The organism is Thalassospira alkalitolerans, assembly GCF_002115745.1.
In the GTDB taxonomy this organism is placed as follows: Bacteria; Pseudomonadota; Alphaproteobacteria; order Rhodospirillales; family Thalassospiraceae; genus Thalassospira; species Thalassospira alkalitolerans.
Genome location: NZ_JFKB01000001.1, coordinates 99,232 through 125,227 on the forward strand (window position 1 = coordinate 99,232; position 25,996 = coordinate 125,227).

The following is a 25,996-nucleotide window of genomic DNA, read 5'->3' on the forward strand; positions in this document are numbered from 1 at the left end:
GTCGGACAGCTTTATCAGGCAATTCAAAAATGAATAGGGCCGGCGCAAAAATACCCGGCCCTATTCATTTTCGTATCACCAAAAACGTTTGCTCATGACCATATTCGAGTAATTTCAAAATCGTCAAACAGAGCCTCATTACTGATCAGCGGCATTGCTTCTATCTTGCTTTGTGCGATTAGCATCCGGTCGAACGGGTCTCGATGGGGAATGTCCATTTCACCGGCAAGACGGGCATGGGCAAAGCTGATTGGCAGCGATTCAAATCCTGATTGCGAAACCCAGTTTTCGCAATCAGGCAGCAACGCCGCCATTTCCGGCCATTTGCCCAAACGCACCTTGGTTGCAACTTCCCACATGCTTGCCGCACTGATCAAAACCGTGTCGGCCTCAACAATCGTTTGGCGGGCCATTGGCGTAAGCTGTGGCGCATCAATCAACCACCAGAACAGCGCGTGGGTATCAAGCAACACCCGCATCAATTTTCCCAGGCCGCAATTTCATCATCCAGCAGCGGGTCAAACACCCCGTCCGGAATGGCAAGCTTGCCTTTAAGCAACCCGGGAATGCGGGCATTGCGATGAATGGCGGTTAACCGCGCGACCGGCTCGTTCCCCCGCGATATTATAATTTCCTCGCCTTCTTCCGCGGCCCGGATCAAGGCAGAAAGCTGCGACTTCGCATCATGCATTTTCACGATTTTCATGCGGCACCTCCGAACTTAGCTAACAATATAGCTAATTTTTTAGCTTTTGTCATCACAAGCCGCAAAACCAAAAAGGATCGACAGCTCATCGATCCTTTCAAGCAAATGTACTTTTACGGGGCAGCGCATCAAAAATCGATGCAGCGGCCCTTGTTTTCCCAATCGCCAAAGCGGGTTGGTTCGGGGCCTTTGGGGCCGCCAATTTCGCGTTGGCGTTCGATGGCTTCCTTCGCTGCTTTGGCTTCGGCAAGGGCATTGATCGCATCTTGCGACAAAACAGGTGCAACATCCGCACCCGCGATTTCAACGTTCTTTTCTTCCGAGGTTTTCGGCTCGACTTTTTCTTGCTGAACGCGATGAATAACGGTTTCGCGGAATTTTCCGGCCATCTTGGATCTCCGTCTGTTCGGGGTATTCCCGATTAATCTGCTGCCCTAGAAATAGCCTGCCCAAAGCGCCGGGGCAAGTTATAGGCAACAGAAATTGGCGGGATTGCATGAAATGCATGGGATTTCAGCACCTTGAAATTCAAAACTGGAATTCCGTGCAAAATCCGATCAGACCGTTAAACGAAACAGGCTCTTTCGCGCGCGCCCGAAAGCCGCTATTTCAAGCAGACGAGCAAACCAAGGAGAAACCATGCGTCCAATTCCCCAGCGTATCGCCGAAGAACTTTCAGTCCGGCCGGAACAGGTCATCGCCACCATTGAAATGCTGAACGAAGGATCGACCGTTCCCTTTATCTCGCGTTATCGCAAAGAAAAGACCGGCGGCCTTGACGATACCCAATTGCGAACGCTGGAAGAACGCCTGCGCTATCTGACCGAACTTGAAGACCGCCGCTCAAGCGTGCTTGACAGCATCCGAGAACAGGAAAAACTGACGCCGGAACTGGAAAAATCAATCCTTGAGGCCGACACCAAAACCCGCCTTGAAGATTTGTACCTGCCCTATAAGAAAAAGCGCCGCACCAAGGCCCAAATTGCCCGCGAAGCCGGGCTGGAGCCGCTGGCTGATGATCTGTATGGCAATCCCGACCTTGATCCGGAAATCGAGGCCGCAAAATACATCGATACCGAAAAAGGCATCGAAGATACCAAAGCCGCCCTTGATGGGGCGCGTCAAATCCTGATGGAACGCTTTGCCGAGGACGCCGATCTGGTCGCCAAGCTGCGTGATCTTTTATGGAATGACGGCGAAATCAGTGCATCCGTCATTGACGGCAAACAGGCCGAAGGTGCCAAGTTCTCGGACTATTTCGATCATTCGGAAAAGATCAAAACCTGTCCATCGCACCGGGCGCTTGCCTTGTTCCGAGGCCGCAACGAAAATATCCTGCAAGTTAAACTGACCCTGGGTGCGGCCGACGAAGACCGTCCACGCAACGAACCGGGTCGGGCCGAATTGATGATTGCCGCCCATGTCGGGATTTCCAATCGTGGCCGGGCGGCGGATAAATGGCTGGCCGATACGGTGCGTTGGACCTGGCGGGTCAAGCTATCGTTATCCATCGAACTTGATCTGTTTGGTTCGCTTCGCGAAAGTGCCGAAGAAGACGCGATCAAGGTCTTTGCCGATAACCTTAAAGACCTGTTGCTGGCCGCACCAGCCGGGCAAAAGGCCACCATGGGTCTTGATCCGGGGGTGCGTACCGGGGTTAAGGTTGCGGTGGTTGATGCCACCGGCAAGATGGTTGATACCGCAACAGTTTACCCGTTCCAGCCGCGCAATGACGTTGACGGTGCGATCAACACATTGGCCGCCCTTGCCGCACGTCACAAGATCGAACTGATCGCGATTGGCAATGGCACCTATTCGCGTGAAACCGACGATCTGGCCGGTCAGATGCTGAAACGGTTCCCGGCCCTTCAGGCGACCAAGGTCATTGTCAACGAGTCGGGGGCATCGATCTATTCCGCATCCCAATTTGCCGCCGAAGAATTCCCCGATCTGGATGTGACGCTGCGCGGAGCAGTATCGATTGCGCGTCGTTTGCAAGACCCACTGGCCGAACTGGTCAAGATCGAACCCAAATCCATTGGCGTTGGTCAGTATCAGCATGACGTGTCGGAAACCAAACTGGCGAAATCGCTTAATGCCGTGGTCGAGGATTGCGTAAACGGGGTCGGTGTTGACCTTAACACCGCGTCGATCCCGCTTCTGGTCCGTGTCGCGGGGCTTTCAGAAACATTGGCACGCAATATCGTTGGTTATCGTGACGTTAATGGCGCATTCCGGTCACGTGCTGATCTGCGCAAGGTCGAACGCCTTGGCCCAAAAGCGTTCGAGCAATGTGCAGGCTTTTTGCGCATTCGCGGCGGGGAAAACCCGCTTGATAGCTCGGCCGTTCATCCCGAGGCCTATAAACTCGTCGAACGGATCAGCAAACGGTCAAACAAACCGTTGGCAGCCTTGATTGGCGACTCGCCGTTTATCAAAACCCTGCGTCCCGATGATTATGCCGATGATGTTTTTGGCGTTCCGACCATCCGCGATATCCTGGCCGAGCTTGATAAACCCGGCCGCGATCCGCGCCCGGAATTTAAAACCGCGAAATTCACCGATGGTGTGAACGAGATCAAGGACCTTAAAACCGGTATGCGGCTTGAAGGTACGGTTACAAACGTCACCAATTTCGGGGCTTTTGTCGATGTCGGCGTGCATCAGGATGGCTTGGTCCATATCTCGCAACTGGCTGACAAATTTGTGTCCGACCCGCGCGAAGTCGTTAAGGCGGGTCAGATCGTCTCGGTCACCGTCATGGAAGTCGATGCACCGCGCAAACGCATCGGCCTGTCGATGAAATCAGCCCCGGATTACGAAGCCACCCGTGAACGCCAAACCGAAACACGCGGCGGTCATAATGGGGGCGGCAACAACCGTGGCAATGCAGGGCGCGGCAATCAGGGGGGCGGCAACCGTCAAGCCAACCAAGGCAGCACCGCGCGCAACAACAATAGCAGCAGCCAAAGCATGTCGGGAAGTGACGGCGGTACGATGGCAGCCGCCCTTAAAGCGGCCATGGAACGACGTAAATAGTCGCTTTCACTAATTTTTTGCGACATCACCGATTGTAGAAAGCCTCCTAACCTTTTGTTTAGGGGGCTTTTTACCTGTGATGCATGAAATGTCGAAACATCTGGCACGGAAATGCCGCAATTGCGCCGCCATTTTCCCGTCTTCGCCGCGCATCTTTACATTATCAAGAAGAACGCGCGAGGAAACATCATGCTGAAATCTTTGCGCAGCAAACCGGTTGTAATCGCCCTGGTCGGTGTTTTGACAGTGACGACAGCCGCATTGGCTGCGATCCGCGTCGCCCCAAAGGCGATCACCGACAGTGTCACCATTCATGCAGACCAGCCAAAAGGCGAGGTCATCCTGTCCTATCAGGACGGATCAATTGCAATGAATAAGAACTGCGGCTCTTTCCCGTGCCGTATCGATATTTCCCGCCTGCAAAAAGGCGAATATGACGTGATGATCCGCAATGGTACCGACATTCAAAACATGGTCAGCCTGTATAAGGAATAAGGCCCTTGTCAGAACATCGGCATGGATCGGCGGTACAGATACAAAAATTCGAAAATTTTTCCAAATAGATGGAACGAAATACCAGGCCGTTTGTTTACAGAATAAGAACCGGGCCAATCCAGCCCGATTGGGTCAAGGCGATTGCGCAGCCATTGCGCCTTTGACCTAGATAAAGATCAGAATTGGAACCGACAGGATTTCTTTCTGACCGTTCCCAAGCTGGCCATTTAGCCGTATTCCCCGACAGCAACAAGCTTTCCAACAGTTTGCACGGGATTTTCACTTTTACGGCGGGCGGTAATGGGGATATGTTGCGGTAGCCTCGTGCTCACCGCACAAACCAATAACGAAAGTCGAGGATCTGTATCATGGCACTTGAACTCCCAGCACTTCCATATGCATATGACGCGCTTGCACCGGTCATGTCTGCTGAAACCCTAGAGTTTCACCACGACAAACACCACAACGCCTATGTTGTGAACGGCAACAAGCTGCTCGAAGGATCGGGCCTTGAAGGCAAGTCGCTCGAAGATATCGTTGTCGCATCCTATGGCGATGCCGCCAAAGTCGGCCTGTTCAACAACGCTGCCCAGCACTGGAACCATATCGAGTTCTGGAAAATGATGAAGAAAAATGGCGGCGGCAACATTCCGGGCGAACTGGAAAAGAAAATCAAAGAAGATTTCGGCTCGGTCGATGCCTTCAAAGAAGCTTTCACCCAAGCTGGCATGACCCAGTTCGGTTCTGGCTGGTGCTGGCTCGCAATGGACAAGTCAGGCAAATTGGTTGTGACCAAAACCCCGAATGCGGAAAACCCGCTGGTTCATGGTCAGACCCCGCTGCTTGGTTGCGATGTTTGGGAACATTCCTATTACATCGATTACCGCAATGCGCGCCCGGACTATATCAAAGCGTTCCTCAACAGCCTGGTTAACTGGGAATATGTTGCAGAGCGTTTCGCCAAAGCTGGCTAATTAGCCCAAAGCTTTGAGACGAGATTCCAAAAAGCGGTCCCTTCGGGGGCCGCTTTTTTTATCAAACTGGCAAATCATCGGGCCATCGCCGCGCCGCATGCATGACCGCCAGAACGGTAATGACGGAACCGTCTATTTGATAGGCAATCAAATAGGGCGTGCCACCAATAATCAATTCGCGGGTATTTTTGACCCGGCCATCACGACCCATAAACGGATGAATGGCAAGCTGCGACACACATCCCGATATCAGTTGGTATGTTGCCTTGGCCGCCACACGATTACGATGATCAATATAATCAACGATATCGCGCAATTCGATTACGGCCTGCGGATGCCATTCAATTTTCATACGCGACATTAATCGGCAAATCGCTGATCAAATTCCGCCAGAACGTCTTCATGCGCTACAGTTTTCGCTGTACCCGCCGCAAGAGCATCACGACGACTGCGAATGATGTCGACCTGCCATTCCTGATATTCGACATATTGCCGCAAGGCATCATTGATCACAGCCGAACGTGTTTGGCCAAACGCATCCGCCAATGTTTCCAGCCGCAAACGCATATCGTCATCGACACGGACTGCCAACGTTTCCTTGCTCATCGTTCTCACCTTTGTGGTCATATGAAATACATCGCAATACAGTGTATCGCAATAAGGGCGGACTTGTCGACAGGACCAAAAACAGAAAACCCCCGCCAGTTTCCCGGCGAGGGTTCAAAAATTCCAGCCTGATCAAGATCAGATATCAAACTTGATACCCTGTGCCAGCGGCAATTCGCGGGAATAGTTAATCGTGTTGGTTGCACGGCGCATATAGCCTTTCCATGCATCCGAACCGGATTCACGACCACCACCGGTTTCTTTTTCACCGCCGAACGCGCCGCCAATTTCCGCACCTGACGGACCGATATTAACATTGGCGATGCCACAATCAGATCCCACCGCCGACAGGAACAATTCGGTTTCACGCAGATCGGTCGAGAAGATGCAGGATGACAGGCCCTGTGGCACACCGTTCTGAAGTGCGATGGCTTCTTCAAGCGTTTCATAGGTCATGACATACAGGATCGGCGCAAAGGTTTCGTGACGCACGGTTGCGGTCTGGGATGGCATTTCAACGACCGCCGGGGTCACGTAATAGGCATTCGGATATTGATCGGCCAATACACGTTCGCCGCCATGAACCGTGCCGCCGTCTTTTTTGGCGTTCGCAAGGGCGGTTTGCATGTTGTCAAAGCTGTCTTTGTCAATCAGCGGGCCGACAAGCGTGCCATCGGCAAGCGGGTCACCGATTTTCACCGATTTATAAGCCGCGATGATTTTCGGCAGCAATTCGTCTTTGACGTCTTTATGGACAATCACCCGACGCAAGCTTGTGCACCGTTGGCCGCAAGTGCCGACAGCGGAAAAGACCACTGCACGCACCGTCATATCGATATCCGCCGACGGAGTGACGATCATCGCGTTATTGCCACCCAATTCAAGGATGGTACGGCCAAAACGTTCGGCAACGCGCGGGGCAACTTCGCGGCCCATGCGGGTTGACCCGGTGGCCGAAACAAGTGCGACATCATGACTATCGGTCATGGCTTCGCCAATGCGACGATCACCGATTACAACCTGATGCAGGCCTTCGGGCGCATCGCCGAATTTCGCCAAGGCTTTTTCAAAGATTTTCTGGCAGGCAAGCGCCACAACCGGGGTTTTTTCCGATGGTTTCCAAATTACCGAGTTGCCGCAGACCAGCGCCAATGCGGTATTCCATGACCAAACCGCAACCGGGAAGTTAAAGGCGGAAATCACACCGACAACACCCAGCGGATGCCAGTTTTCCATCATTTTGTGGCCCGGACGTTCGGATGCGATGGTCAGACCGTAAAGCTGGCGCGACAGACCAACCGCGAAATCGCAGATATCAATCATTTCCTGAACTTCGCCAAGACCTTCCTGATAGATCTTGCCACATTCCAGCGACACCAGACGGCCCAGCGGTTCCTTGGCGGTGCGCAGTTCTTCACCCAGCAAGCGCGCCAGTTCACCACGACGCGGCCCGGGCACCTGACGCCACTGGATAAAGGCCTGTTTCGATTTCGCAATAATATCGGTCATCGCCGATGGATCGGTTTCAGCAACGGCGGCGATTTCAGAACCATCGACCGGGGTCTGAACTTTAAGGCTGCCATTGGCAATCTCGGCATCCGTCAGGCCCAGTTCGGTCAGAATGCTTTTGAAGCTCATGGTTAAACTCCCTTCTTTTTGAATTTTAAAGTGATCACGACCGGTCATCCCCGTCCGAGACTGCTGCCAGTTGGGGCAACAACTTGCCGATGATGGCAAATGCTTCATCGACCTGATCAAACGGTATGGTCAGCGGGGCCAAAAGGCGCACCACATTGGCGTGTTCACCACTTGGCATTAACAATAGCCCGCCTGCGCGGGCCAGTTGCAATAATGTTTGCAGACGTCTGGGCGACGGTGCCCCATCATCTGCGATCAGTTCAAAGGCACGCATGGCACCAATGCCGCGCATATTGCCAATCACATGCCCGCCGGGCAGATCACGCAACCATGCGATATGGGTGGCATATTTTTCGCCCAGTTGCCGGGCACGTTTTAAAATCTCGTTCTTTTCCAGCACCTCGAAGACACCGGTTGCTGCAGCACAGGCCACCGGATTACCGGAATAGGTCCCGCCCAATCCACCCGGTGCCAGTGCGTTCATCACATCTTGCGCCCCGGTGACTGCCGCCAGCGGGAAACCACCGCCAATGCCCTTGCCCATCACGATAATATCGGGGCAGACATTGGCATGTTCGATGGCAAACATTTTGCCGGTGCGGCCAAAGCCAGATTGAATTTCATCGGCAATCAAAACCATACCATAGGCATCGCACAGACGGCGCAATGCGACCAGAAATTCGCCGTCACAGGCCCGAAAACCACCCTCGCCCTGCACCGGTTCAATCACCACCGCCCCGATGCAGCCCGGATCAACCGACACCGCAAACAGTTTGGCAATCGCATCCATGGCATCGGCGACGGATATACCGGTTTCGCGGCAGGGATATGGCAGATGGTAAACCGGCCCCGGAAGCGGACCAAGCCCGGTTTTATACGGCTTTGTCTTGCCGGTCAGGGCCAGTGTCGCCAACGTGCGGCCATGAAATGCGCCGTCAAACGCGATAACGCCGGTTCGCCCGGTAAAGGCCCGCGCCAGTTTCAGGGCATTTTCCATCGCCTCGGCCCCGGAATTGGTCAGCATCGATTTTGCCGGGCCTTCAATCGGGCAATTTTGCGCCAGCCAGTCGGTCACCGCGACATAAGGTTCATGGGGCAGCGCATTAAAGCACGAATGGGTAAACCGTTCGCATTGCCCGGCCACACGCGCCATCACCACCGGGTTGCGATGCCCGGTATTAAGCACCCCGATCCCGCCGATGAAATCAATATAGCGATTGCCATCAACATCCCATGCTTCGGCATTCAATGCCCGATCCAGATAGATCGGATGCAGATTGCGAACACCGTTTGAAACGCTGTGTTTCCGGCGCGTATTGATGGCGGCAGCATCCATTGCGGCCGCGGCGTTCTGGTTTGTCATATCGTCACGGGGCATGTCGATTGCTCCGGCCTTCATCGTTAAACGGGCGAATTTTCGATTTCATTACGAAATCAAATCAAATTACATTCAGTTCCAGAACCGGGGCGTTATCGCGGATACGTTCATAGCCAAACACCGACATATCAAGCGTTTGATAGCGCCCGGCGACGAGCAATTCCGAAAGCCCCCGGCCAACCGCAGGGCTTTGTTGCAGACCATGTCCGGAAAACCCATTGGCAAAGAAAAAGTTTTTCACATCGGGATGAGGGCCAATAATCGCGTTCTGATCCAGCAGGTTATAGGAATAATGCCCGGCCCAGGCATTGATGACTTTGATCGCCTCGAACCGTTCACAGCGTTGATAAAGGCCCGGCCAGATAATGTCGTCAAACAGGCTGTAATCAACCTCGAAATCCCAACATTCGGGATCACGATCCTTGGGCGGGGCGATGCCGGTTATGAAAAACTCGCCTTCGGGGCGGACGTAAAGCCCGCTTGGATCAATCAGCATCGGACAGGTGGCGCTAATGTCGGCAGCATCGCGGCAATCAAACACGAAAATACAGCGTTTTCGAGGTTCAACCGGGATTTCAAGCCCGGCCATGCGCGCAAGTTTTGATCCACCGGTCCCGGCAGCATTGACCAACGCACCACAGCCAAAGCGCCTGCCGTCTTTTAAAACCACCCCGATGATTTGAGGACCATCGCGCAGGACGTCAACGACTTCGCCGTCGATATAATCAGCCCCCTGACGCCGCGCCTGTTTGCGAAAGGACTGCATCAGGCAATAGGCATCAAACCATCCCTCGCCCGTTTTACCCCAACACCCGGCAGCCAGATCGGATGTATTCATCCATGGGTATTTAGCAGCCAGTTCGTCGGGCTCCATCCAGATGATATCCGCGCCGCGTTCGATCTGGGTGGCATGGTTATGGCGCAAAATATCGCGGCCGGGTTCGGTTGCCAGAACCAGATAACCCTTTTCATGGAATGAAATCTCGACTTCGGGATCAAGGTCACGTTTCAGATTGCGCAGAAATTCAATGCCAAACCCCGACATATCGATGTTAAGCGGGGTCGAAAATTGTTGCCGGATCGACGCCGCCGACAGCGCGGTCGAACAGAATTCATAATTCGGGTCTTTTTCAATAACCAGAACCCGTCCGTTGAAATCATCGCGCCCGGTTAAAAACCATGCGGCAGAGCTTCCGATAACCGCCCCGCCGACGATGATGACGTCATAATTTTCATCCACTGATCCCATGATTGCCACATCACCTGATTTATTGTTTTTAAACCGAAACAGTATTTACCATTCCGGCATTCCGGCCTTTTTTATTGCCTAGGCCGCCTTGTTTCCGGCGGTCATTTTAAAGATGCCCTGTGCGTTGCTGCTGTCAAAGCGCAGGTCGAGTTTCTTTTCCCCGGTCCTGTCATCACACAGGTAATCCCGACTGATGAATTCGTAAAACGATCCCGGCACGTCGCGTGTTACCAGTCCCCCATCGGCATTACGCATCTGGCGCATCACGCGGGCGGCCTTAAACGCGGTCTGGCGGACCAAGCCGGTACTGGAAATTTCGATGCTTTCCTTCATCGGGCGGCCTTTGGCGCGCTGTTCACTGGCAACATCTTCAATAGACCTGACGCGATCCGTTGCGTGGTTAAACGCATTTCCCTCGGTCGAAATCCACGCCATTTCAGGCGATTCCGCCAAAAGCGTTTCATAATCGGCCTCGGATACCGGGCCATGATGCACGCCAAAACATTTAACCAGCACCGGCAAAAGCTTGGTCGCATCGGCAAAGCTGATGGTGCCACTTTCACTCAATTGATCAAGCAATGCCTTGGCACCAGGTGATAATGGATCAACCGATCCGCCGATTGTATTGGCAACCGCGCGCCCAAATGCCGGGCTAAATTGTTCGACATGAAGTTCGGACACAAAGAACTGCGCGACCAATTGCGGCGCATCGCGATGGCAAAACGCCCGACCGGTCATTTTCAAGCGCGGCAGCGGATAAATCCCGGCAACCTCAAATCCAAGCGGGATTAAAATACGCGCCACCGCCTGATAACCACGCGGCAATTCACCGGTCATTGGGCCATCAACCGTACGGATTGCCCCATGATCAAAAATGATTGCCTCGCCCGCCGCCAGTTTATCTTCGCAATAGGCTTTGCCGTCGGGCACAGCCGTCAGAAGGCCATCAAACAGTACCATGTTTAGTGCCTGGGCAAGGACCAAACGGCTGACCTGACCAGCCTCGTCCATCGGTTCGGCAAGCAGGCGACCCTGAACGTCAATCATGCGAAACAGATAATCAGCCTTATCCACCCCAAGGGCGACCTTAAGAACAGCACCAAGTTGACTATTGTTAAGCCGGGCTTGGATTGCGGGCTGGGCTGCGGATTGCGGCATTCCTGCCACTCCTTCCGTAAAATTATCAATCACCGGATCAAAGGCACGGTCCCAAAAGGTCATGTGATGGCACAAGATGCTTTTGAACCATTGAAATGCTATGACTTGGCAAGAAATCCGACAAACGATATATTCGCACCATATCATTCCATTTCGGAATGAACTTTGTGGTGAAATCCCATGCGTCGTGTCTTGCCATCCCTGACAGCCTTGCAGTTTTTTGAAAGTTCCGCCCGGCATCTAAGCTTTACCCGTGCGGCCGAGGAACTAAACGTGACGCAAAGTGCGATCAGCCGTCAAATCCGGGCATTGGAAGAATATCTGGGCCGGGATTTGTTTCGTCGGATCAAGAAACGCCTGAAATTAACCCCCGCGGGCGAAGCCTATGCCACACAGGTCCGCGACCTTTTGGACAGGGCCGAGGCCGCAACCTTACAGGTCATGGCCTATTCCGATGCGGGCGGGATGCTCAATGTCGGCACCTTGCCGACCTTTGGCGCACGCTGGCTGGTGCCGCGACTGGGGGACTTCAAAGTAACCTGGCCCGACATTCAGCTTAACCTGATCACCCAGGCTCGCGAATTCAACTTTGCGCGCGAAGGCATCGATATCGCCATTCATTTTGGCGAGGCGAATATGCCGGGCTGCGTTTTCCATCGCCTGATGGGCGAAACCCTGATTGCGGTCTGTGCGCCCAAAATCCTCAAGGAAAATGACGACCTGCCAATTGCGCGTGAACGGGTGCGCAATTGCACCCTGTTGCAACATTCCACCCGCCCGCGCGCCTGGCAGGATTGGCTGGCCGCAACCGGGGTTGCAGTGGTTGATGAACTGGCCGGTCCCCGGTTTGAGCATTTCCACATGGTTATTCAGGCCGCCGTTGCCGGATTGGGGCTGGCTCTGTTGCCGGAATTTCTGGTCCGTGAAGAACTTGATAACGGTCGGCTTGTTGCGCCCTTTGACGTATCGATCCCCAATCGGCATGCCTATTACGTTGTTTACCCCGAAGAAAAGGAAAACAACTTTGCCGTTCGGGCATTCCGTGACTGGATCATAGCCACCTGCAAGGCAGAACCGGATACATCCGCCGCGGCATAGATCCTTTAACGTCACACACCCCAACGACGAATTTCATTGCCGATTGAATTTACCAACCCTAAAGTTCCCGCCCATATATAAGAACCGCCATTCACGCGGTCAGATGAGGATCCCTTTTTTAAAAAGAAAACGAGATCCTTTCGGGGAAGATTGGGATAAAGGGAATCGCTTGTGTCGCAGCTTGAAAATCGCCTTGGACTGTATGGTATCGAACCGGGGACATTTACCGCCCTTGGCAAGGCTTCCAGCCTGATCCATGAAAAATCGGCCAAACGCGCCGAAAAATTCTATCAGGCCATCAGCCAAAGCGACGACCTGAAAGGCAATCCGCTTTCCAAAAGCGACATCGCATCCCTGATAAAATCGCTGCAACATCACTGGAAACAGTTGTTCAACGGCAAAATTGACGAAGATTTCGTCACCCAATCGGCGGCCATCGGCCAAATCCACGAAACACACGGGATCACGCCAAAACTTTATATCGCGACCTATAACGCCATCACAGATGACCTGATCAAGGCGATCATCACCCGGTTTCGCTGGAACGCTGGACAAGCGGCCAAAATCGTTACCTCGCTAACTTCGGTCATGTTGCTTGATATCGAACTGACCCTGACAGCCTATTGCGATGCCAGCGCGATCAAACGCCATAATGCGTCGGAAAATGCCTTTGCCGATCAACAGCTTGATCGCACGATGGACCTTTCGGTCGCCATTAATCAAAGTGCGGTATCAAACGCGCGTATGATGAATGTAATCGAAGATGTCGATCGCAAGGCCCAATCCATTTCGGCCGCCGTCGATCAAATGGTATCAGGCATTAGCCACATCGCCGAAAATGGCAAGGTTGCCGCCGATAATGCCTCCGATGCCATCACCACAACCCGCAATGGTCAGCAAACAGTGCGCGACGCGGTTAGCAGCATGGATGAAATCGCAGGTGCTGTATCCGACGCATCGGAACGGGTTGATATTTTGGCCGAGGCATCGGAAAAAATTGGCGAAATCGTCGCATCGATCGAGGCGATTGCGGCCGAAACCAACCTTTTGGCCCTAAACGCAACCATCGAGGCCGCCCGTGCGGGTGACGCCGGCAAAGGATTTGCCGTGGTGGCGGGTGAAGTCAAGGCATTAAGCCAGCAAACCGCCCGCGCAACCGAGGAAATTCGCAATCGCATTACCAATCTTCAAGGCGAAACACAGGGCATTGTCGATGCCATGAACCGTGGCAATAATGCAGTTTCACGCGGTCAGACCGTGATGGATGAAGTCGCCCACGAAATGAGCGATATCGGCAACAAGATGGAAGATACCACGCGCCGAATCGCTGATATTTCGACCATTTTGGATGAACAGAACAAGGCAACCGACGCGGTACGTGATGGCATTACCAGTATCGCGGGCCAAACCAGCGGACAGGTTGCCGCGATCCGATCCGCGATTGGCGTGATTGGTCAGGTCGAAGGATTGATCGACACGCAGGTTTCCGAACTGGTGCAATACGAAATCCCCAACCGCACCATTCGAAGTGCACGCGCGGAACATGCGGTCTTTTTCAAATCCGTGGCCGAACTTCTGGCCGGACTGGGCAAGCCATCCGATATCCATATGGGGGATGCCAAAACATGCCGGTTTGGCAAATGGTATGATAGCCCGGCATCAGAACCGTTCCGCCACCTGCCATCATTTTCCGCCATCCGCGCCCCCCATCAGGCACAGCACGACGCCGCCCACGACGCGATTTCTGCCTTTGAAAAACACGATATCGCCACCGCCGAGGCCGCCTTTGGCCGCATGGAAACTGCAACCCTTGATGTTTTACAACAGCTTGACCGCCTTGCGCAGGAAGCCCGGGAAATCACGGATCAGTCCAAAGATCAGGATTAGGGGCAAAATCAGGATCACAATCAGAAGGCCTGATTTGGTGCCTGACTGACCAGAACCACCCCGCCCGCCGGGTCGGCAATGGCACGAATGGGATGGGCGAATACCTCGCTAAGCATCGCCGGGGTCATGACCGCCGAAACCGCGCCAAACGCCACCAATGCCCCACGATGCAAGATTGCGACTTGATCGGCATAGGTGGTTACCTGATTGAAATCATGCAGGATCATCAAAACACCGGCACCGCGATCACGGGCCTCGCGGCGTGCAATCGACAGCAAGGCGTGCTGATGGCTGACATCAAGCCCGGATGTCGGTTCATCAAGCAACAAATAACGATCACCACGGCCTGTCAGGGCTGGTTCCGCCAGATTGTCCATGCCCCAAAGTTGCACCAATGCACGCGCCAGATGAACCCGCTGTTTTTCCCCGCCCGAAAGTGCCGGATAGGCCCGGTCCGCAAGATGGCCAATATCAGCCAGAGAAATCGCCTGATCAACCAGATCGTTGTCTTGCCTGCGCGATGATTGCTTGCGAAACGGCGCACGACCCAAGGCAACCACATCCCGCACGACAAAGGGAAAGGTCATTGATGTCGCCTGTGGCATCACCGCACGCTGTTGCGCCAATTGCAAAGCCGACATTTCGCCTACGAAACGACCACCTTGCATCACATGCCCGCTTGTTGGCGCCATCTCGCCCGACAGCAGTTTCAGCAAGGTTGATTTTCCCGCACCATTCGGACCAAGGATGGCGGTGACCTGACCGGGGATAACATCAATTGAAATGTCATGGACAAGTGTCGTGCCCCGCACGGCATAAGTCACATTTTGGGACTGAAGCGTCATATCCGCCGCCGCCTTTTTTCCCGCAACAACAGGCCAAGGAAAAATGGCCCGCCCAGAATACCCGTCACCAGACCAATCGGCAATTCAGCGGGCAAAACAATGATGCGCGCAATCGCATCAGCCAGTGTCAGGATAATCGCCCCGCCAAGGGCAGATGCCGGTAACACCATCTTGTTGTCCGGCCCAGTGACCAAACGCACCAGATGCGGCGCCACCAAGCCGACAAACCCGATAATCCCGGAAACTGCCACCGCCGCCCCGACCACAAGTGCTGTGACCACCGTCGCCCGGCGTTTGAGTTTTTCAACATCGATACCAAGGTGGCGTGCCTCTGCCTCGCCCAGCAGGAAAAGGTTAAGCGGCGTTCCCAGCGTGACCAGATACAAGATACCAACCGTCATAATCGCAAGTGCGGGCATATCCGCCGGACCATCGCCCGACAACGTCCCCATTTGCCAGAATGTCAGGCTGCGCAATTCGGCGTCATTGGCCATATAGGTAAATATCCCGACACCGGCAAAGGCAATCGCATTGATCGCAACCCCGATCAACAACATAAAGGCCGCATCGGTATGGCCATCCTGGCGTGACAACATGCGGATAAGACTGGTCGCCAAGACAGCCCCCACAAAGGCCGCGACCGGCACCGCAAAGGGGCCAAACTGGCTATAATACGATCCAAGGACTGCCCCGCCTGCGACAATCATCACCACCGCACCAAAGGCAGCACTGGCCGACACCCCGACAAAGCCGGGATCGGCAATCGGATTGCGAAACAGGCTTTGCATCACCGCCCCGGAAACGCCAAGCCCGGCACCGACGACGACCCCGCGCAAAATACGCGGCAATCGCAAGCTATCAAGAACCCGGGCGCTGAAATCATCAACCCCGGCTCCAATCAAGCCGATCCGATGCGCAAGATGAACCAGCACCTTGCCAACACCAATATCCGCCCCGCCAACACCCAGCGAAACCACAACAGACAGCATCAAAAGCAACAGCATCGCCACCAACAAGAAGGCATGATGACCGATCATGACATACGCGCCCCATCCAGGCCGAAACAGTGTTGGAAATTGACGTAGCAGTTTCACGGGTTGGAGACGGAGCTAGTGGAGGGATTGAGATTGAGATTGGGATTGGGGTTAGAGGCGGCAACAGTTTGCAGCTTTGCCGCCAATTCACGGATTTCCGTCGCAGAACGCGGCCCGAAACCCAGAATAGTTGACGCCGATACCGTCACCACATGACCAGCCTGCACCGCTTTGTGCAATCCCAGTGACGGGTGGTGCATAATGCCGTCAATCCCCCCGAACTGGTCGAGTGTCGATTGTGGCACCAGAACATAGTCGGATGTATCAGCGGCGATAATTTCGGGTGAAACCGGTTTAAAGCCGTCATAGCCCGCCATCGCATTTTCCCCGCCAACAAGACCGATAATTTCATCAGCCGTGGTATTGCGACCGGCCGAAAGCGGTTGCCCATGCCCAACCGCCATCAGAAATGCGATTTTGGCATGATTTGCCCCGGCCAGATGCTGGATCGATGCGATATCGGCCATTACCTTGGCAATCAGTTCAGCACCTTCGTCGATGCGACCCAATGCCGTCGCGGTCCTTGATATCGCGTCCGGCAGATTTTCAAGCTGATCCAGCGACGGCAAAACCATGACCGAAATGCCAAGCGCGCGCAAACCGTCAAGCACCGCCACCGGACCGGCATTTTCCACAGCAACAATCAGATCGGGTTTTAGGCTAATGATGCCTTCGGATGCCAAGGTCCGCATATAACCAACCTTGGGCAGGTTGCCGACCGCGTCGGGCCATGTACTTGTCGTGTCAGTGGCAACGACAGTGGCCCCGGCACCCAATGCAAAGACGATTTCAGTCGCCGGTGCGCCAACAGTTACAACACGGGCGGGTTGGTTGGCAGCAAGTGCCGGAAGACACAAACCGATAAATCCGATTATTGCCATTATCAGGGTAAAATACATTCGCATATTCTTACTCCGCCACCGCTGCCTGTGTGCCGTCAAATCGCGGCAGGCCTTCGGCCAGTTTCTGCCATTCCGGGTTTTCCGGGCTTTTTGGTGCGCGTTCGCCACACAGAATGGCGAAATTGCTAAACTCGGCGTCATAAAGTTCAACCGTTGTAACAACACCCTCGCGGATCGGTTTGCGCACCAACCAAGCCTCGGCTATCAGATCATTACGAAGATGCAACGTAAACCGCGGATCCATCACATTGATCCAATCGCCCATTTCGCGGATATTTTCCACCGGGCCGGTATGAATCTGGATCGCCCCGCCATTGCCGACAAACACCATGATCGAAAGACCGCTTTGGGCCGCAGATTCCAAAACAATCCTGAGCGATCCGGGTTCCAGCCTTTCGGCTAGATCCCTGCCCACAAGGCGAAGACCCTGATGGCGGCTGACATTGAAATCCTTCAGCAGGCTGTGGAATTGATGGACATCGGTCATGCGCTGCCAATGGGCACGCAGATTTTCAACATCAACATCGTCATCTGACCGGGTTACCGGTTTGGGCAACGACGGCAAAACATCAATACCCGGCGCCTGATTTTCCAAACGATAATCCGCAACCAATGCGTCATAGGCATCCGCGTTCGAATTTGCGGTCAGAAACACCTTGTGGATTGCCGTTCCATCATGATCGTAAAACTGGATACTCCGGCGGCGACCTGACTTTGCGTTTTGGGTTTCAACCGCAAACCCGTGGCCCCAGCGCCCCAAAAACAAACGCAGATCAACATCACCGTTCAGCACCAGCCCCATCTCGCCACCGATGCTGGCGTTGCCAAAGGTCCCGGTTTTTTCATGCACGACATTTTTATTGCGCGTCAGGATCATGACCTCGCCGAGGTCTTCCAGACGCGCGATCAAATCACCCCAGTCCGTATCAAGCCGAACAACGTTGCGCCCACAGCCACTTGCAACCAATTCACCCTCGGTCACGCCAAGTTCGGCGGCAATATCAACGGCATATCCCTTGGCCGTTCCGGCAGAGAACGCCACCCAAGCATCTTTAACTTTTTCTGAAATCACTGATATATCCCTATTCGCCTCACAGGATTTGGTGTCTTGTCCGCACAAGACACGCCCCCATTGCTTAAACGAGCGAACCAATCGAATATCTGATATTAATGTTAATAATAATTATTATCATCATGTTTTTATATCCCGCCCCAAAGAAAAAGCGGCATCCAACCGAATGCCGCCTTTACGCTATTTCCCTGGAATCGACCGGGTCATGGTCTGGGTGGGAGTTATGACGCGCCAATTTTCTCAGCCGATCCGGCGCGCAGCGCGGCGATCAACTGAATACAAACAATGACAAACAACAAGGTCAAGGCGACCTGCCAATTACCCAGCACATCGTGAAGCGCACCAAACGTCACCGGACCAAGGGCGGCCAACAAATACCCAACCGATTGACACATTCCTGAAAGCCGGGCGGATGTTTGCGGATCAGCCCCGCGAATACCGACAAGCGTCAGGGCAATACTGATCATCGCGCCCTGACCAAGCCCCATGCAAAACACCCAAAGATACGGAAGTTCCGTAGTTGCAAAGACAAAGCCCGGAATGCCGACCATCAGCGGAATATGCAAAATGATCATGGCGAGTTTCTTATTCGCGATTTTTGAATAAATCAGTGGTGCGGCAAAGGCCGCCGGAATGCCAAATACATTGAAAATCGTTAAAAGAGTTGCAGCTTCGGCTTCGGCAATACCACGATCAATGAAGACCTTCGCGACCCAGGCCGTACCAGTATAAAACATTAACGATTGGCAACCGAAAAATAGTGCCAGCCACCAAGCTTCGGCATTTTTCCACAACGAAACCGGTGTAACTGCCACAGGCACGGGGCCCTTGTGGCGATACCGCAACATCGGCAGCCAAAAGACAAAGGCAATCGCGGCAAACACCGCCCAAATGCCCAGCGAATAACGCCAATCACCATCCGCCGCATTTCGTATCGGAATTGCAACGAATGCCGCAACCGTGGCCCCGGTCGACATGGTAAAGGTGTAAAGGGCGGTAATCAGGGCAACATGGGTTGGAAAACTGCGCCGCACCAGTGACGGTGTCAGCACGTTTAAAACCGCAATCGCCGATCCAAGAATGATCGTCCCGACAATCATGATGCCATAGCTTCCGGTGGCGCGAAGCCCTTGCCCTATCGCGATGAAAAGCAACATGGTCAGAAGTGTTGCTTCCAGACCGAACCGCTGCCCCAGACGAGGCGCAAAGACCGACAGCACGCCAAAGCTTAGCACCGGGATCGTCGTCAGCAAGCCAAGCTGGGTTCCCGAAAGAACCAGATCATGACCGATAATCTCGGCAAGCGGCCCCATGGCAACGATACTGCCGCGCATATTTGCCGCCAGCAGCAAAAGGGCCAGCAAAAAGCCAATATGCGGCCCAAGGCGGCGAAACGCCCGCGATGCCCCGTCCGCCGAGATCGCATTTTGATTTTTCTGAACAGGGGTTACCGTTTGTGCGGCAACAGACGGTTTTTCACCATCCTGATGTCTGGTCATCGGAATGCTCCGGCGAATAGAGTGGCGGGGAAAGCCTGAGTATCTTGGGCCTTATGACCAAAAGATCACGAAATGGACAGCTATATCGGTAAAATACCAAACAGCACACGCATCGCAATTACAACAAACAGAACCGCAATGATCCGCTCAATCCACATCGAATGATCGCGCAACCATGGCAAAACCGCGCCATGGGACAACCCAATGGCAACAAGGCAATACCACGCGGCATCAATGCCCGCCGCCGTAAACGCCAGGACGAACTTGCCGCCCCATTCGAATTCAGGGGACACGAATTGACTGAATAATGCCAGAAAGAACAGCGCGATCTTGGGGTTTAGGAAGGCGATCATAAAACCGTCGCGGGCCGCATGTGCCATAGTATTGGCAGCCCGTTGCCCCGGATCGGCATGAAACCGCGACCCAGCATCGGTCGCCCCGGCCGCCCGCCAGGCCTTTATCGCAAGAAAGATCAGATACAAAGCGCCCAGCACACTGACAATATTGCGGAATGCGGGAACCGTCTGAAACAGAAGCCCCAGACCGGTCATGGTGATGACGGCATAAAAGCCAATGCCCAGACCATGCGCCAACGCACAGGCAAACCCTGCCTGACGCGACTGCCCGACCGAATATCGCAAAACAACGGCCAGACTGGGCCCGGGCGTCATTGCGCCAAGAATGCAGATTGTCGCAACGGACAACCACGCAGCAAATGTCATGACGTTCCCCTTAACCCTGTCTGGTCGTGTTCTTGTTTCGGTTGTTTTAATTTCACCAAGCTAACGGGATGACAGCCCCCTTTCAACGCAAATGACGGGCATCCATTTGATCAATTTCGGCCCGAAATTTCGCAAACCTTTATGCTTGTAGACACTGATATGCCCTAATCTTCCCATAAAACGGCCTAACCTCTTCCGCAATGATCCGGCAGACTGATGTTTTAGGCGACGTATCCAATTCCCCGATCTTCGCCATCGAAAACAAACGGGAAGGACACCAGAAAATGCGACATGCAGCCATTGCGCTGGCCCTTGCGGGCAGTTTAGGATTGTCGGCCTGTAGCGGGCTGGGCGACAGAGATCAGAAAATGTTAAGCGGTGCGGCGATTGGTGCCGGCGTCGGTGTCGTCGGCACGGCGGTTACGGGCGGCTGCATTTCCTGTGGTGCAGTCATTGGCGGGCTTGTCGGCACCGGTGCCGGTTATATTCTTCACGAAAATGACGAGCGACGGAAATGAACCACCCCCAATTACGCCTTGCACGCCCGCTTAAAAGAGTATGGCGAAATCTGATCGTTGTTGCTTTGATCGGTATTGCAATACCAATTGCATTTCCAACACATGCCCTTGCCGATCAGCGGCCCGGGGCCGCGGCACATGGCAACCGCGAAATGCAAAATGCGCCGCATTCCCGACCACAACAGAACTTTGGCCCAGCTAAAATCCCCCATCAACACCCCCGACCCGACATGTTCATTTCTGATGGTAACGCCTTTCGATGCAACCGAGGCGCGATAGATGTCATCCCCGGCCGTGATGCAAAATCCCCCGCCGGTTTAGCAAGGGGCACAGGCACAGATCCCCATGCGGAAATGATCGGCGGGGCGATCCTGGGTCTGCTTGGCGGGTATGGCGCCGGGCACAATCCGGACCATGGCGATATCACCTGCACCGGTTATGCCCTTCAACAAATTCCCGATGGCCAAACCGCACACTGGATCAACCCGGAGTCGCAGCGCCAATTCGACATCACACCAACCCGTAGCTGGGAAAACACCGATGGCCGGTATTGCCGGGAATATACTGCAAGCGCTGTAATTGATGGAAAACAGCAGAAAACCTTTGGTACAGCCTGCATGCAACCCGATGGAAGCTGGCAGATCGTATCGTAATCTCCAGATTCACAATTGCGACCTATGCGCGCATTAAATTTTGGAAACTCTTTGAAATGCCCGGTTAATCCGGGCATTTTTTATGACATTTCGGGACTGTTTTCAGGCCGATTATATTTCCATATCAGTGACTTAATCGCCGATCAACTACCCCAACCGTTATTTGTTTTACGTTAACGTCACTTTGCGCTACAGTAATGACATAATCAGAAAAACAACACTAGCTTCAGAGGGAGGCGTTCGTGGAAACTATCCTCGAATCCGTAAGACAGAAACTACCGCAACTGCGCGGACTTAATGCTGTGGTTGCATTTGATTGCGGTGAGGACGGACAGATTGTCATCGATGCCACCGGGCCAGAACCGGAAATCAGCGACGATGATATTAATGACGCGGACTGCATCCTGAAAATCAAAAAAGCCAATCTGGAAAAGTTAATTGCCGGAAAACTCGATCCGATGCTCGCCTTTACAATGGGCAAGCTCAAGATCAAGGGCTCCATGGGAGTCGCGGCAAAACTTTCATCCATGCTGGACTGATTTATACCGTCAGGGGAACAAAGATGCGGCACAGCTTTATACAAGGCACCGTTCTTTGCACTTTGGCCGCCGGATTTATCGGAAGCCTTGGTGCAATGACATCTGCTTATGCAGATGAAACATTGAGTTATCAGGTTTTGAAAGAAGGCGAACCCATCGGGTTCGAAACGGTGGAAATCACCGATACGCCCGATGGTTACACTGCCAAGATAAAAACCCGTACGGATGTTAAGGTCCTTTTCCTTCAATTCCAGTATGGCCATGAACGCACGGAAATATGGCGGGACAATCAGCTTGTATCGGTTGATACCGATACAAATGATGATGGCTCCCCATATCTTTACAAGGCTGAATATGACGGCGATTGCTATGAAGTCGCCGGGAAACGCGTTGCAAAGCGTGATGCCTGTGATGGTGCCTGGCCTCTTACACTTTGGCGCGAAGATATCACCGCCAAAACAAGCCTTTACAGCGTAATCAATGCAGAACCTTACGCTGTGACAACCCGGAAAACCGGGACAGAGACGCTTGCGATTGAAAACCGGGAAACACCGGCCACACACTATGTCATGTCAGGGGATGTTGACCGCGACCTTTGGTATGGCATCGATGGCAAGCTTCTAAAAACAAGTTTTAAAAGAAAGGGTTACGACATCGACTTTGTACGGGTCGATGCAAAAAACCTTCAAAAATAAAAGCGGGCGCAAAAAGCGCAAATTCCAAAACCGTTTAGATCCAGGGAGATACCCATGACGTCCAAATTCAAGAAAGGCTGCCTGTGGGGGGCAGCTTCGGGAACCGCACTTATTTGCGCACTTGCCGCATCGGGCAACGCCCATGCCTCGGGCTTTCAGGTCCGCGAAACCAGTGGCACCCTTCAGGGGTCAAGCTTTGCGGGTATGTCGACATTGTCATCCGATGCGTCGACCATGTTCTATAACCCCGGCACCGTAGGACAATACGACGAAACCAGTTATAGCACAGGCGGTACGATCATCATCCCGGTTGCAAAGGCAAAAAATGTCTCCGCTTCGGGTGGCACACTCAACAACACACAGAGCTTCAGCAGCTCAAGCGGCGAAGACATGGCAAACGATGCATTCGTTCCAAATGCCTATGCCGTCTGGAAATTGAACGAGCAACTCAATCTTGGTATTTCCATCGCATCCCCATGGGGCTTGGTAACGGACTACGAAGGTGATTTTGCCGGTCGTTACTATGGCACCACATCATCGATCAAAACCATTAATATCAAACCCGTGCTGGCCTATCGTTTTGGTAACGGCCTTTCCATTGGTGCAGGTCCACAAATCCAGTACTTGGATGCAGAATTTTCCAAAACTGTCGATAACCTTGCTGGTGCAGGTGAAGGCAGCAGTAAAGTCAGCGGGGATTCTGTTGACTATGGTTGGACCGCTGGCCTGAACTGGGAAATCACCCCGGCGACGACAATTGGTCTTTCTTATATATCCAAGGTCGAACACGATCTTGAAGGCAAGATTAAATTTGACAGTGCGGCCAAAGGTTTTGCGTTACCATATACAGATCGTAATGTTTCAGCCACGGTGGCGACCCCGGAATCCGTTACTTTCGGCATCGCACAAAAACTTAACGATCAATGGACAGTTATGGCGGATGCCCAGTGGACGAATTGGAACACCATCGACACACTGACATTCAAATTCGATGGCCGAACCAATGCAGCTGTTGCCACTTCGACGTCCACCTCTGACGAATACAAATGGGGCAGTGCCTGGTTCGGCGCCCTTGGTGCACGTTATCAGTATGACGAAAACTGGGCCTTTACCGGCGGCATTGCCTATGACGAAACCCCGATAAAAGACAAATATCGGAATGTTCGCCTGCCTGATTCCGACCGGTACTGGGTATCCCTTGGCACAACCTATAAAGCAGCTGATTGGGCAGATATTTCGTTGGGGTATTCACACATCTTCGCCCAAGACGCCGATGTCAACCTCAGCGACACCCAGCTCGGCACCTTTAAAGCTTCGTATGAAGCACACGTCGACATTATTGCCATACAAGCGAAATTGAAGTTCTGATCGGTTATACTGTTCGGTGCGACAGGGGTGATCCCCCTTCGCGCCGGGCGGTTTTTTTTGCCCGCAAGGTGACGTTAACGTAATGGAGTTAACGCAGATGAACCAAATAAACGTCCAAGACGGCCCTGTTTTGCAAAACGGTGTTGATATTAGCTCGCCAGTGCGGATGCGCCCGGTGCACGAAATATTCGATGCCGCGGCGGAACGCTTTGCCAAGCGTCCGTGTCTCGACTTTCTGGGTCGCATTTACGAATACCAAGACATTGCCGAACAAATTGATCGCGTCGCCGAAGGCTTCCACCAGCTTGGTGTGCGCAAGGGTGACAAGGTCGGGCTGTGCCTGCCCAATACGCCCTATTATGTGATTTGCTATTACGCCGTGTTGAAATGCGGCGGGGTTGTTGTCAATTTCAATCCGCTTTACGCCAAGCGCGAGATCGCCTATCAGATCGAGGATTCCGGGTGCCGCATTATGGTCACCCTGAACCTGAAACAGATTTATCCCAAGGTTGCCGCTTGCCTGGATGAAACCTGTCTGAAGCGGATTGTCGTTTGTGAAATGAGCGACATTCTGTCACCCGTCAAGAGCGTTCTTTTCAACCTGTTCAAACGCAGCGAACTGGCCGAAGTCCCCAAGGATTTACGCCATATCGCGTTTTCGCGGCTGACCAATTGCAAGCCAATCAGTTTTGTCACCGATGTTAAAGTCGATGATCTGGCCGTCCTGCAATATACCGGCGGCACCACAGGTCGCCCAAAAGGCGCGATGCTGACGCATGGCAACCTCAGCGCCAATGTCGACCAGTTGACCCGCTGGATGCCAGATGCCAATCCGGGGCATGAAGTAACACTTTGCGTTTTGCCGTTTTTCCATGTCTTTGCCATGACGGTAGCGCTCAATACCTCGATCAACCTTGGGGCGGAGCTGGTGCTGCATCCGCGCTTTGAACTTGATGCGTTGTTAAAAACGCTGGATCGAAAAAATGTCACCATCTTTCCCGGTGTTCCAACGATTTATACCGCCATCAACAATTCACCCGAAACACTAAAGCACGACCTTTCATCCGTGCGGTGCTGCATTTCAGGCGGTGCGCCTTTGCCAGTTGAGGTCAAACACCGATTCGAGGAAATTACCGGCGCCAAGGTCGTTGAAGGATATGGCCTGACCGAAGCCAGCCCGGTTTGCACCTGTAATCCGGTCAAGGGCCTGAACAAGGAAGGATCGATTGGCATTCCGATGCCAGGTTCCGATATTCAGATCAGATCGCTGGATCGGCCCGACCAGATCATGCCGGTGGGTGAAAAAGGCGAAGTCTGTGTCAAAGGCCCGCAAGTCATGCCGGGTTATTGGCAAAACAAAGACGCGACAGATGCGACCTTTATTGATGGCTGGCTTAAAACCGGCGATGTCGGATATGCCGATGAGGACGGATATACCTTTTTGGTTGATCGTCTAAAGGACATAATCCTGTGTAGCGGTTATAATGTTTACCCACGCGCCATCGAAGAAGCGTTTTATCTGCATGACCAAATCGCAGAGGTCACCGTCATCGGCCTTCCCGACCCCTATCGCGGGCAGGCACCCAAGGCATTTGTCCGGTTAAAGGATGGTGTTACCGGTGTTACCAGCGAAGACCTTCGCGCATTTCTGGATGACAAGATTTCAAGAATCGAGATGCCGCGCGAAATCGAAATTCGTGAAGAACTTCCCAAAACCATGGTTGGCAAGCTGTCGAAGAAAGAATTAGTCGAGGAAGAACGTCTGAAACGAGAGAAAAAATAGCATAAAATCAATACGTTAACGTCACCTCACACATAATGGAAAAAATCCATGTGACGTTAACGTAAACTAATTGACGTA

26 protein-coding genes are annotated in these 25,996 nt (G+C 53.3%); 11 read left to right on the plus strand and 15 right to left on the minus strand.

Translation table 11 applies throughout. The features are described from left to right. Positions 1-92 precede the first annotated feature (92 nt). The 3 genes from TALK_RS00420 to TALK_RS00430 all read right to left on the minus strand — a co-directional run bounded on the left by TALK_RS00420 (position 93) and on the right by TALK_RS00430 (position 1,095). Entirely contained in the window at positions 93-479 is a 387-nt protein-coding gene (locus TALK_RS00420; RefSeq protein WP_085614771.1) for a type II toxin-antitoxin system VapC family toxin, read from the minus strand. Further along, complete coding sequence (locus TALK_RS00425) at positions 479-706, minus strand: type II toxin-antitoxin system Phd/YefM family antitoxin (protein WP_085614773.1); 228 nt, start codon at positions 704-706, stop codon at positions 479-481. The genes TALK_RS00420 and TALK_RS00425 overlap by 1 nt, the downstream gene beginning before the upstream one ends. A gap of 128 nt (positions 707-834) precedes the next feature. Further along, entirely contained in the window at positions 835-1,095 is a 261-nt protein-coding gene (locus TALK_RS00430; protein WP_085614775.1) for a DUF1674 domain-containing protein, read from the minus strand. Positions 1,096-1,345: 250 nt separating this feature from the next. Here TALK_RS00430 and TALK_RS00435 point away from each other — a divergent pair, with 250 nt between their 5' ends. The 3 genes from TALK_RS00435 to TALK_RS00445 all read left to right on the plus strand — a co-directional run bounded on the left by TALK_RS00435 (position 1,346) and on the right by TALK_RS00445 (position 5,214). Then, positions 1,346-3,745 (plus strand): Tex family protein, encoded by a 2,400-nt coding sequence (locus TALK_RS00435; RefSeq protein ID WP_085614777.1) that lies wholly within the window; start codon positions 1,346-1,348, stop codon positions 3,743-3,745. 189 nt (positions 3,746-3,934) lie between these two features. Further along, the gene (locus tag TALK_RS00440; protein ID WP_245829611.1) at positions 3,935-4,240 is read left to right on the plus strand and encodes a hypothetical protein; all 306 of its coding nucleotides are present in this window, start codon (positions 3,935-3,937) and stop codon (positions 4,238-4,240) included. A gap of 368 nt (positions 4,241-4,608) precedes the next feature. After that, the gene (locus TALK_RS00445; protein WP_085614779.1) at positions 4,609-5,214 is read left to right on the plus strand and encodes a superoxide dismutase; all 606 of its coding nucleotides are present in this window, start codon (positions 4,609-4,611) and stop codon (positions 5,212-5,214) included. A gap of 61 nt (positions 5,215-5,275) precedes the next feature. On the opposite strand, the gene TALK_RS00450 is transcribed toward TALK_RS00445, so the two are convergent. The 6 genes from TALK_RS00450 to TALK_RS00475 form a co-directional block, all read right to left on the minus strand. Then, complete coding sequence (locus TALK_RS00450) at positions 5,276-5,575, minus strand: type II toxin-antitoxin system RelE/ParE family toxin (RefSeq protein WP_245829612.1); 300 nt, start codon at positions 5,573-5,575, stop codon at positions 5,276-5,278. Next, the gene (locus TALK_RS00455; RefSeq protein ID WP_085614781.1) at positions 5,575-5,820 is read right to left on the minus strand and encodes a CopG family ribbon-helix-helix protein; all 246 of its coding nucleotides are present in this window, start codon (positions 5,818-5,820) and stop codon (positions 5,575-5,577) included. Before TALK_RS00455 ends, TALK_RS00450 begins: the two co-directional genes overlap by 1 nt. Positions 5,821-5,958: 138 nt before the next feature. Next, positions 5,959-7,458, minus strand: a complete 1,500-nt coding sequence (gene amaB, locus TALK_RS00460) for an L-piperidine-6-carboxylate dehydrogenase (RefSeq protein ID WP_085614783.1) — start codon at positions 7,456-7,458, stop codon at positions 5,959-5,961. A gap of 34 nt (positions 7,459-7,492) precedes the next feature. Next, positions 7,493-8,836 (minus strand): aspartate aminotransferase family protein, encoded by a 1,344-nt coding sequence (locus TALK_RS00465; RefSeq protein ID WP_085614785.1) that lies wholly within the window; start codon positions 8,834-8,836, stop codon positions 7,493-7,495. A gap of 61 nt (positions 8,837-8,897) precedes the next feature. Further along, the gene (locus TALK_RS00470; RefSeq protein WP_085614787.1) at positions 8,898-10,085 is read right to left on the minus strand and encodes an NAD(P)/FAD-dependent oxidoreductase; all 1,188 of its coding nucleotides are present in this window, start codon (positions 10,083-10,085) and stop codon (positions 8,898-8,900) included. A gap of 78 nt (positions 10,086-10,163) precedes the next feature. After that, positions 10,164-11,243, minus strand: a complete 1,080-nt coding sequence (locus TALK_RS00475; RefSeq protein ID WP_085615665.1) for a DUF1338 domain-containing protein — start codon at positions 11,241-11,243, stop codon at positions 10,164-10,166. 180 nt (positions 11,244-11,423) lie between these two features. Here TALK_RS00475 and gcvA point away from each other — a divergent pair, with 180 nt between their 5' ends. After that, positions 11,424-12,341 carry a transcriptional regulator GcvA gene (gene gcvA, locus TALK_RS00480; RefSeq protein WP_085614789.1) on the plus strand — a complete coding sequence of 306 codons (918 nt, stop codon included), beginning with the start codon at positions 11,424-11,426 and terminating at the stop codon, positions 12,339-12,341. 171 nt (positions 12,342-12,512) lie between these two features. Then, entirely contained in the window at positions 12,513-14,228 is a 1,716-nt protein-coding gene (locus tag TALK_RS00485) for a methyl-accepting chemotaxis protein (protein ID WP_085614791.1), read from the plus strand. A gap of 20 nt (positions 14,229-14,248) precedes the next feature. Here the strand turns inward: TALK_RS00485 and TALK_RS00490 are convergent, their stop codons facing one another. The 6 genes from TALK_RS00490 to TALK_RS00515 form a co-directional block, all read right to left on the minus strand. Then, positions 14,249-15,073, minus strand: a complete 825-nt coding sequence (locus TALK_RS00490) for a heme ABC transporter ATP-binding protein (RefSeq protein ID WP_085614793.1) — start codon at positions 15,071-15,073, stop codon at positions 14,249-14,251. Next, a complete protein-coding gene (locus TALK_RS00495; RefSeq protein ID WP_085614795.1) occupies positions 15,070-16,110 on the minus strand; it encodes a FecCD family ABC transporter permease in 1,041 nt (346 codons plus the stop codon). Before TALK_RS00495 ends, TALK_RS00490 begins: the two co-directional genes overlap by 4 nt. 53 nt (positions 16,111-16,163) lie before the next feature. Next, positions 16,164-17,072, minus strand: a complete 909-nt coding sequence (locus TALK_RS00500; protein ID WP_085614797.1) for a heme/hemin ABC transporter substrate-binding protein — start codon at positions 17,070-17,072, stop codon at positions 16,164-16,166. A gap of 4 nt (positions 17,073-17,076) precedes the next feature. Then, positions 17,077-18,141 carry a hemin-degrading factor gene (locus tag TALK_RS00505; protein WP_245829613.1) on the minus strand — a complete coding sequence of 355 codons (1,065 nt, stop codon included), beginning with the start codon at positions 18,139-18,141 and terminating at the stop codon, positions 17,077-17,079. Positions 18,142-18,362: 221 nt separating this feature from the next. Next, positions 18,363-19,640: a CynX/NimT family MFS transporter gene (locus TALK_RS00510; protein ID WP_085614799.1), complete on the minus strand. Its 1,278-nt coding sequence runs from the start codon at positions 19,638-19,640 to the stop codon at positions 18,363-18,365. Between the two features lie 80 nt (positions 19,641-19,720). Further along, positions 19,721-20,362, minus strand: coding sequence for a LysE family translocator (locus TALK_RS00515; RefSeq protein ID WP_085614801.1), 642 nt, complete (start codon positions 20,360-20,362; stop codon positions 19,721-19,723). Between the two features lie 284 nt (positions 20,363-20,646). On the opposite strand from TALK_RS00515, the gene TALK_RS00520 reads away from it, so the two are divergent. From TALK_RS00520 to TALK_RS00545, 6 genes are all read left to right on the plus strand, one after another. Then, positions 20,647-20,880: a hypothetical protein gene (locus TALK_RS00520; protein WP_085615670.1), complete on the plus strand. Its 234-nt coding sequence runs from the start codon at positions 20,647-20,649 to the stop codon at positions 20,878-20,880. Then, positions 20,877-21,533 carry an RT0821/Lpp0805 family surface protein gene (locus TALK_RS00525; protein ID WP_139833679.1) on the plus strand — a complete coding sequence of 219 codons (657 nt, stop codon included), beginning with the start codon at positions 20,877-20,879 and terminating at the stop codon, positions 21,531-21,533. The genes TALK_RS00520 and TALK_RS00525 overlap by 4 nt, the downstream gene beginning before the upstream one ends. 242 nt (positions 21,534-21,775) lie before the next feature. Beyond that, positions 21,776-22,072, plus strand: coding sequence for an SCP2 sterol-binding domain-containing protein (locus TALK_RS00530; protein WP_085614803.1), 297 nt, complete (start codon positions 21,776-21,778; stop codon positions 22,070-22,072). A gap of 23 nt (positions 22,073-22,095) precedes the next feature. Further along, a complete protein-coding gene (locus TALK_RS00535; protein WP_085614805.1) occupies positions 22,096-22,767 on the plus strand; it encodes a DUF6134 family protein in 672 nt (223 codons plus the stop codon). Between the two features lie 54 nt (positions 22,768-22,821). Next, on the plus strand, positions 22,822-24,135 hold the full coding sequence (locus TALK_RS00540) for an OmpP1/FadL family transporter (protein WP_085614807.1): 1,314 nt from the start codon (positions 22,822-22,824) through the stop codon (positions 24,133-24,135). A gap of 97 nt (positions 24,136-24,232) precedes the next feature. Further along, a complete protein-coding gene (locus TALK_RS00545) occupies positions 24,233-25,918 on the plus strand; it encodes a long-chain-fatty-acid--CoA ligase (protein ID WP_085614809.1) in 1,686 nt (561 codons plus the stop codon). Positions 25,919-25,996: the final 78 nt, after the last annotated feature.

Coding starts and splice junctions, on each gene's coding strand:
- TALK_RS00420 (WP_085614771.1), bottom strand. CDS start 479: ATGCGGGTGTTGCTTGATACCCACGCGCTGTTCTGGTGGTTGATTGAT.
- TALK_RS00425 (WP_085614773.1), bottom strand. CDS start 706: ATGAAAATCGTGAAAATGCATGATGCGAAGTCGCAGCTTTCTGCCTTG.
- TALK_RS00430 (WP_085614775.1), bottom strand. CDS start 1,095: ATGGCCGGAAAATTCCGCGAAACCGTTATTCATCGCGTTCAGCAAGAA.
- TALK_RS00435 (WP_085614777.1), top strand. CDS start 1,346: ATGCGTCCAATTCCCCAGCGTATCGCCGAAGAACTTTCAGTCCGGCCG.
- TALK_RS00440 (WP_245829611.1), top strand. CDS start 3,935: ATGCTGAAATCTTTGCGCAGCAAACCGGTTGTAATCGCCCTGGTCGGT.
- TALK_RS00445 (WP_085614779.1), top strand. CDS start 4,609: ATGGCACTTGAACTCCCAGCACTTCCATATGCATATGACGCGCTTGCA.
- TALK_RS00450 (WP_245829612.1), bottom strand. CDS start 5,575: ATGTCGCGTATGAAAATTGAATGGCATCCGCAGGCCGTAATCGAATTG.
- TALK_RS00455 (WP_085614781.1), bottom strand. CDS start 5,820: ATGAGCAAGGAAACGTTGGCAGTCCGTGTCGATGACGATATGCGTTTG.
- amaB (WP_085614783.1), bottom strand. CDS start 7,458: ATGAGCTTCAAAAGCATTCTGACCGAACTGGGCCTGACGGATGCCGAG.
- TALK_RS00465 (WP_085614785.1), bottom strand. CDS start 8,836: ATGCCCCGTGACGATATGACAAACCAGAACGCCGCGGCCGCAATGGAT.
- TALK_RS00470 (WP_085614787.1), bottom strand. CDS start 10,085: ATGGGATCAGTGGATGAAAATTATGACGTCATCATCGTCGGCGGGGCG.
- TALK_RS00475 (WP_085615665.1), bottom strand. CDS start 11,243: ATGCCGCAATCCGCAGCCCAGCCCGCAATCCAAGCCCGGCTTAACAAT.
- gcvA (WP_085614789.1), top strand. CDS start 11,424: ATGCGTCGTGTCTTGCCATCCCTGACAGCCTTGCAGTTTTTTGAAAGT.
- TALK_RS00490 (WP_085614793.1), bottom strand. CDS start 15,073: ATGACGCTTCAGTCCCAAAATGTGACTTATGCCGTGCGGGGCACGACA.
- TALK_RS00495 (WP_085614795.1), bottom strand. CDS start 16,110: ATGATCGGTCATCATGCCTTCTTGTTGGTGGCGATGCTGTTGCTTTTG.
- TALK_RS00500 (WP_085614797.1), bottom strand. CDS start 17,072: ATGCGAATGTATTTTACCCTGATAATGGCAATAATCGGATTTATCGGT.
- TALK_RS00510 (WP_085614799.1), bottom strand. CDS start 19,640: ATGACCAGACATCAGGATGGTGAAAAACCGTCTGTTGCCGCACAAACG.
- TALK_RS00515 (WP_085614801.1), bottom strand. CDS start 20,362: ATGACATTTGCTGCGTGGTTGTCCGTTGCGACAATCTGCATTCTTGGC.
- TALK_RS00520 (WP_085615670.1), top strand. CDS start 20,647: ATGCGACATGCAGCCATTGCGCTGGCCCTTGCGGGCAGTTTAGGATTG.
- TALK_RS00525 (WP_139833679.1), top strand. CDS start 20,877: ATGAACCACCCCCAATTACGCCTTGCACGCCCGCTTAAAAGAGTATGG.
- TALK_RS00535 (WP_085614805.1), top strand. CDS start 22,096: ATGCGGCACAGCTTTATACAAGGCACCGTTCTTTGCACTTTGGCCGCC.
- TALK_RS00540 (WP_085614807.1), top strand. CDS start 22,822: ATGACGTCCAAATTCAAGAAAGGCTGCCTGTGGGGGGCAGCTTCGGGA.
- TALK_RS00545 (WP_085614809.1), top strand. CDS start 24,233: ATGAACCAAATAAACGTCCAAGACGGCCCTGTTTTGCAAAACGGTGTT.